General features: G+C 50.1%; 5 protein-coding genes and 1 pseudogene. All 6 read right to left on the bottom strand.

Going from position 1 to position 6,275, the window contains the following annotated elements:
- Nucleotides 1-679 (bottom strand): annotated as a pseudogene (locus AQR02_RS33615) (LTA synthase family protein); the annotation flags it as partial.
- A gap of 153 nt (nucleotides 680-832) precedes the next feature.
- Nucleotides 833-1,552: a glycosyltransferase family 2 protein gene (locus AQR02_RS05965; RefSeq protein WP_054939794.1), complete on the bottom strand. Its 720-nt coding sequence runs from the start codon at nucleotides 1,550-1,552 to the stop codon at nucleotides 833-835.
- 239 nt (nucleotides 1,553-1,791) lie between these two features.
- Complete coding sequence (locus tag AQR02_RS05960; RefSeq protein ID WP_054939793.1) at nucleotides 1,792-2,487, bottom strand: HAD family hydrolase; 696 nt, start codon at nucleotides 2,485-2,487, stop codon at nucleotides 1,792-1,794.
- 328 nt (nucleotides 2,488-2,815) lie between these two features.
- On the bottom strand, nucleotides 2,816-3,073 hold the full coding sequence (locus AQR02_RS05955; RefSeq protein WP_054939792.1) for an AbrB/MazE/SpoVT family DNA-binding domain-containing protein: 258 nt from the start codon (nucleotides 3,071-3,073) through the stop codon (nucleotides 2,816-2,818).
- 376 nt (nucleotides 3,074-3,449) lie between these two features.
- Complete coding sequence (locus AQR02_RS05950; protein WP_054939791.1) at nucleotides 3,450-5,546, bottom strand: glycoside hydrolase family 36 protein; 2,097 nt, start codon at nucleotides 5,544-5,546, stop codon at nucleotides 3,450-3,452.
- Between the two features lie 226 nt (nucleotides 5,547-5,772).
- The coding region (locus AQR02_RS33610; RefSeq protein ID WP_245237156.1) for a type 2 periplasmic-binding domain-containing protein at nucleotides 5,773-6,275 on the bottom strand (503 nt) is incomplete at its 5' end.

Genomic DNA, 6,275 nt, shown 5'->3' with positions numbered 1-6,275 from the left:
GTTCTGTGATTCCTTTGGTCTCATTAACGGTCTGCTGGGTAATCTCTTTGCGGTCGATCAGTGCCTCGTCCTCTGTGGTATCGGCAAAAAGAGTATACAGCTCGTAACCCAGAATCCCCATGCTTTCCGCTTTTTTAATCTCGTTCATGCTTGCATGATTGGGCCAGATATTAAAGACACAGAGTCCGATCGAAACGGCGGTAATGACGAGAAGAGCCGGCCGGCTCATGCGGATCGCACCTCTTTCCTTCCATTTAGTAATGTATTTCGGGCGGAACATAAAGAACAGGAAGAATACGATATCGACAAAAATAAACAAATAATAAGGCGTAATCAGTGAATACGTGCTTTCTCCTACCTTGGTGACTTTATCCGCCTGCTGCAGCGCATGATAGGTAGCAATAACGCCGTAATACTTGTAATACATCAGCACGGAAAAATAAATAACCGTGATTAGCAGATTCGCAATCATGTAATACAATATCTTTCGTTTCGATGCCAGCCATTCGATCAGGCTGAACACGATAATGAAGAATGGAATTTCCGTAAACACCATGCTCCAGTTAGGACCGTCACTGAATACGACAAACCAGGCCACTGCGCTTTTGATAAGCAGCACAAGGCTGAATAGAATAATCGGTCTATTTAAGAGATTTGTAAAAGCGGATTTTTTGTTCATTACTGACCCCACCCCTTACTTCCATTCTTATATGAATTGATTAAGCTCCCGGTACTTCTCCTTCGCCAAAATTCGCTAATTTCAGAAAGGCCGTCATCTCTTTTCAAGAATAAGCAGCTTCATGTTATACCGGCACAATTCCGAATCCACGCTCTATTCTGGGTTTGGAGAAGATCTGATCCGGTAGCGGATCACTCTTTTTTTCAGCATGCAGATGACTACTACGTCGATGAAACCGGCAAAGATCCGCTTAATAAAAACATTTTTTGAGCTACCGTGTTTTCTTTTGCGGTGTGTGACGGACACTTCAATCACGGAGAATCCATTCATAATGGCCAGCGTCGGCAAATACCTGTGCATACCGTTGTACAGGTGGAAGCTGTCTGCCACCTCCCGCCTCATCAACTTCAGCGGCGAGATAAAATCGCGGATATGCTCGCCGGTTAGCCAGTTGCGGATCATGCTCCTGACCTGTGCAGGAAGCTTGGAAAGTAAAGATTTCCCGGCATTCATCCGCTTCCCGTTCACGAAATCCACCCTGCCGATAAACGGCATCAGCCTGAAAATGTCACGCGGATCGCTTCTCAGGTCCGCATCCATCAGGGCGATCAATTCCCCGCCGGATTGCTTAAGTCCCGCGGAGACGGCTGCCGTCTGCCCGCAATGCCTCTCAAAATGGATCACCTTTACCGCCCTGTCCGTTCTGGCCAGCTCATCAAGGATTCCAGCGCTCCGGTCCCTGCTGCCATCATCCACAAGTACAATTTCGTAGCTGTCCACCTTGCCCCTAACCGCATCCGTTATGCTCCGATGGAGCTCTAATAGATTGTCTTCTTCATTATAAACGGGAACGACGACAGACAATTTAATCAACGGTTTTCACCTCTGTACCAAGTATTTATATTCAAGCTGCCTCCCGAAGGTTACAGGCAGCAAGAAAAAACGGCTTAGCCGTCCTCAACCGAAGACGGGTTCCGTTTCTGACCTTTGCCGGACATTAAACTGTACTACTGCATTAAATCACAAAATAGATAGGTAATCAACCTAATATTATCACACAAAAAAGGCTGGTGCAGGGATTCCTGCACCAGCAGCCTTTGTAAGGAGGCAGCCTACTCCGCGTTATCGTACAGCCCGATCAATTCATCGAAGGCTGAGATAATAACGTCAGAACCTTTTAGTTCGTCCTGGCGGCCGAAGCCGGCATAAGCGCAGCCGATCACTGTCTGCCCGTTACCCTTGCCGGCTTCTACATCGGATGAGCGGTCGCCGACCATCCAGGCGCTGCCGACTCCATTCTCTTTCAGTAATATTCCCAGCAGCTCCGTCTTGGTGGCCGTCCCTTGGCCGCCAGCGCTGTACAATCCGTCGAACAGCTCTTTCAGCTCATGTACTACCACAATGCTGTGGATGTAATCCGCCAGTCCGTTGCTGGCAACGAACAGCCGGACTCCCCGTTCATGAAGAGCACGGAGGGTCTCAACTACATGAGGATAAAGCAGGGTTCCCCCGGCTTCAAGCCCTTCGATCTCCAGCTGCAGCAACAGCTCATCCGCCCGCCGGTGCACAGCTTCATCAGCTTCCGGCATTACATTCTTCCAGATTTGCGCAAGCAGCATGCCGAGGCTGCCCAGAATACGTTCCTCCGGCGGCGTAGGGCCGGAATATAGCCCTTCCTCCCGCAGAATATCAAACATTTTATGGTATGCAGGCAATAACAGGCTTTCCGTCTGGAACAGGGTTCCATCCATATCAAATACAATCGCTTCCGGTTTCTTAAGTTTCAGCTGCGGTTTTTCATAGCTCATAAGGCGAATCATCCCTTCTAAGTTGTTCCGATTCTTCGTTTACAGCCTTTATGATATAGGAAAGCAGCATATATTGTCTATGAGCCCGAGTTGGTCATTGCTTCGCCCCCAAAGCTGTATATGGAGCTGGGGCTGGTCCGGTACGATGTCTGCTTCTCCGGCCCATATTCGCAAACAGGAAAGACGGCAGCCCTAAGCCCTACGCTTTGGAAAGCTGCCGTCTTTGTTTTTTTGTTGTGGACATTAAAAAGGACCGGAGTGCACACTGTAAAAGTGCTGCGCTCCTGGTCCCTGCGTTACTAATTTAACTATGAAGTATAGAACACAATTATACCTGATCAAAGCTGGCGATCAATTCGTCCAATACATCCTTGCTGACCATTTTACCCTTGAAGTTAATCAGGTTCTCAGCACTGCCGGAGAAAATGCAAGTAGGCTCATATTTTCTCAGGATAATCTTTTCTCCGTCGACGAAGATTTCAAGCGGGTCCTTTATGTCAATTCCCATTGTTCTGCGCAGCTCAATCGGAATTACGATCCGTCCCAGTTCATCCACTTTTCTTACAATACCTGTTGCTTTCATCATTATGCATCCTCCCTTGAATAAACACTTTATATAATCATTTGTGTTAAAAGCTTTCAATGCTTCTAAATAGTAGTAATGATTACGCTATATTTGCATTTTAAAGTGCTATTTCTTCCCTGTCAAATTTATTTCTACATCTTTTGATGTATATCGACAAATTATTCGACAAAGTTTATAGATATTTCGACAAAATAATCATGTACTAAACTTTTTTAGGTTATTCCTATTTTTAATGGCTTTGTTTCCTTTTGTATATACCTTCTTGGGATTAAAAAGTTCTGCACCGCAAAAAAAACACCCTCCGCTGGCTGGTTAACTGCTCCAGTTCACGAAGGGTGACGCTATACATCCGGTCCTTTAGACCTTGACGCAATAATTATGCAAGGATCTCAAATAATCTGGCTGTCTTACCGGGTGGAATGGACACTGTCAGACTGCCCCCGCTCTTGTCCCAGCTCCACTCAGAGCTATGCTGCTTAGGGTATGCACAGCTTACCTCGGCATCCAGCCCTGCCAGCTCCGGAAGCGGAAGGTTGATTCCGCTCTCTTCACCGCCAATCCTCCATACTGCCAGGTAACGGGTATTGCCGTGGTGCAGGCCGAAGCTCACCCACTGGCCACTGCTACCCGGCAGACCGAGCGGCCAGAATGGTACAGCCTGCGGAATATGAGTTCGGATGGATTTGTAATAATCCAGCGCTTCCTTCACTAGCTCTCTGCGCCGCGGCTCAAGCTCGGCCAGATGCCCGCTCTGATGCACCCGGAGCAGCAGCGCGTTAACCATATTGAAGATGACCTCTTCGTCATCGCCTTCGCGCAGCGGATAGGACCACACCGCGGATTGCTCCGGTGTCAGCGCCAGCGGTGAACCTGCGGCAATGGCCGCATACTGCACATAGTCCTCCTGGTCACTCGTGGACTGGATGCTGTGCCGGCTGAGCATTGCATAGTCCATGCGCATCCCGCCGCTGGAGCAGTTCTCGATCACCAGGTTCGGATAACGTACAAAAATGCGGTCCAGCCAGGCCAGATACGCCCGGTTATGCTGCAGCAGTCCGTCGCCGAAGCTGTCGGCATCCGTTTCCGTACCAATACCCGCATTGATGTTATAGTCCATCTTGATGTATCCGACTCCATATTCTTCCACCAGACGTGCAATTACCCCGTCGGCATGCTCAATCACCTTAGGACTGCGGTAATCCAGCTGATAACGGCTGCGGTCCTTGACCCGCTTGCCATGGCGCATAAAGAACCAGCTGTCATCAGTTTCCGCCAGCTTCGGACTGTTGATCCCCATGACTTCCAGCTCCAGCCACAGGCCGGGGATCATTCCTTTGCACCGGATATAATCCAGTACATATTTGATGCCCTCAGGGAAACGTTCGCTGGATGGCTCCCACTCGCCTACGCCATCCCACCATTCGCCGGGTGCATACCAGCCGGCATCAATGCAGAAATATTCACAGCCGACATCTGCGGCAGCATCGATTAGCGGCAGCAGCTTCTCTGTCGTCGGACTGCCCCATAGACAGTTCATATAGTCGTTGAAAATAATCCGCAGCAGCTCATTGTCCTCATTCGGTCTGCGGATGATCCGGCGGTAAGCGGTCAGCTGCGCGGCAGCTGCCTCAATCCCGCCTTGTACAGAACCGGCGGCTACCGGAACCGAAACGAATTCTCCGCCAGGTGCAAGCTTCATCCACCAGTGGTTGTCATGCTCCGTCGGTCCGCTGACCAGCAGCGTCAGCTGATCATACTGGTCGGTCAGCTCCCAGTGCCAGGAGCCGTTATGCTCAATTTGCCAGAACAGGCTGCTTCCGCTCTCCTTGTTATAAAGCACAGCCACCGGTAACAGTTCGGCCGCCGACCAGGAGCCGGTGTTGCTGGCGGCGATCCGCTTAGAGCCGCGGTCGGCCAAATGCGACATCCCCAGCTCCGGCAGCCGGTAGGTCCGCCATTGCAGCTCACTTTGCCACCCGCTGTGCGCCAATGTCACTTCAATTTTATCCCCCCGGTCTGCACTTCCTTCTTTGTCTACCCCGGTAAGTGCAAAGGAAGAGATATATTCCACTGCAATCTCTTCCTTTCCCTCATTCTTCAGCTCCGTCCAGGAACGCATGATCTGTAGGCCATGATAGAACTGAAAATGCTGTACTGCCTTAATGCCTGTCAGCGGATCAATCAGCGTTAACGCAAGCTTGCGGCCCAGCGCATTCACCGTGTCACTGTGCCCGTTATAGATCATCCGCAGTCCGGGATACGACGCGCGGTGCGTCCGGCCGTGGTATTCGGCGCGGTCCTCACCGGACAGCTGGAGCTCCAGCAGCCGGAACCCCGGTTTATTCTTATCAGCGATCACTCCTGCCTCAAGCGGCGTTGCCCCGAAATGCAGCAGCCGGACATCCAGTTCTTCGGTAATCTCAATTATCAGATAAAGTCCGTTTTCGGTAATCTCAATCAGCCTGCTGGTCATATCCCGTATAGCCTCCTGACAAATGTTGGTGTCTCTCCTATATAAGTTAAACCTTAGACTAACCGGCATTGTGCGCAGACTACAGAGAATGTTTGGACTTCCGCAGTTACGACTATTACCTATACTTAATATCATACAGTTCATGCTATTTCCCATACACAAAAGACGGCCCCGCCGGTAAAAGAATCTTACCTGCGAGACCGTCCCGGATCCAATGAATTATGTTTTATTCTGCGGAGCCGAATTGTATCCAGGCTTTTTGGATTTCGTCGATCGCCTGATCCTTAGTTTTGCTGCCGCCGATATAGGCCTGCATCAATTCACCGAATTTCTGGTGGAAGGTATCCAGAGAGTAGTTGACCGAGAGGTCGCCGGATTTCTCTGTTTTCAGGATTTCTTCCATTTCCTTAGGCATTTGCAGGTCAGGCATCGGTGCATCTTTGATTGGCGGGATTACTTTGGCCACAGTCGAGAACCAGCTCTTGCCGTATTCGGATGTATACAGCCAGTTGAAGAATGCAATCGTTTCAGCGGCTACAGCCGAATCCTTGTTAATGCGCAGCGCCTGGTCGGCACCGGTAATGATCTGAGACTGCTCAGGCTTATCGCTGACAGGGTAGCCGGCGATGCCAAGGTCGAAGTCAGGGGTAATTTTCTTGATGGCTTCTTCATCCCATGCGCCCTTACCGGTCATGAAGGCTGCCTTGCCCAAGGCAAAGTCGCTGACTT

Origin of the sequence: Paenibacillus ihuae (assembly GCF_001368795.1) — a bacterium.
GTDB classification, from domain to species: Bacteria; Bacillota; Bacilli; order Paenibacillales; family Paenibacillaceae; genus Paenibacillus_AQ; species Paenibacillus_AQ ihuae.
Note: the sequence above shows the minus strand (reverse complement) of the source record. Positions and strands in the feature narration are given on the sequence as shown.

What these genes read in the sequence shown, in the direction of transcription:
- AQR02_RS05960 (WP_054939793.1), bottom strand. Translation starts at nt 2,487, where the DNA reads ATGAGCTATGAAAAACCGCAGCTGAAACTTAAGAAACCGGAAGCGATT.
- AQR02_RS05950 (WP_054939791.1), bottom strand. Translation starts at nt 5,546, where the DNA reads ATGACCAGCAGGCTGATTGAGATTACCGAAAACGGACTTTATCTGATA.
- AQR02_RS05955 (WP_054939792.1), bottom strand. Translation starts at nt 3,073, where the DNA reads ATGATGAAAGCAACAGGTATTGTAAGAAAAGTGGATGAACTGGGACGG.